This window comes from Vibrio sp. 970 (genome assembly GCF_033339075.1).
In genome coordinates, this window is the sequence record NZ_JAWOTW010000216.1 from 1 (window position 1) to 782 (window position 782).

Genomic DNA, 782 nt, shown 5'->3' on the forward strand with positions numbered 1-782 from the left:
CCACCATGCTTCTGCGTATTTCTTTAGAGGAAGCATCGGTAAAAATCAGTCGTTTTGGTGTCAACGACGACGCTCAAGATATGGATATTCCGGTTTGGGCGGGGGTACTGCCATATCGAACCGTCGTGGGGCCTCTTGAACCATTTTCGGATTTGTATGAAGGCATCGAAGAACCCGATTACAGCAGCGCCTATCCTAACCGCTGCTACGCTTCGGAGAAACTCAGCTAAGAGCTCCTGTTGCTAACACTCTCACTTTTGCTAACGCTCTCAATAGCAACTTTCATCCACTCTCCTAAATCACCGCTGGTCCTGCCAGCGGTGCTCGTAACTTTGTATCCAAAGGCTTCAATTTCCCGTATAACAAACCATGAGCAATAGGAGAGAGTTATGTCGGGAAAGGAAAGAAACCTACCAACACACCGTATTTCTAGATTCAGCAAATTTGCCTCGCTTGCAACAAGAGTTGCGGGCAATGTTATTGCTGAAGGCACCAAGCAAATCGCCAAAGGCAACCGACCGAAAGCGAAAGACCTTTTGCTCACCCCTCAAAATATTGCACGGCTGACCGTTCAACTGGCGCACTTACGCGGCGCAGCGATGAAACTTGGTCAAATGCTGTCGATGGATGCGGGAGATATTTTTGAACCGGAGTTGGCCGAGATTTTAGCCAGATTGCGTTCAAACGCCGATCCAATGCCATCAAAGCAGCTCAACAACGTGATGGAAAATGCACTTGGTGAACAGTGGAAATCCGCGTTTCTTGCTTTCAACTTCAAACCT

Annotated in this window: 2 pseudogenes; both read left to right on the forward strand. The window is 48.1% G+C overall.

Annotated elements, in window-relative coordinates:
* Window positions 1-230 (forward strand): annotated as a pseudogene (locus tag R7Q11_RS25775) (pyridoxamine 5'-phosphate oxidase family protein); the annotation flags it as partial.
* 159 nt (window positions 231-389) lie between these two features.
* Window positions 390-782: pseudogene (locus R7Q11_RS25780) on the forward strand (AarF/ABC1/UbiB kinase family protein); the annotation flags it as partial.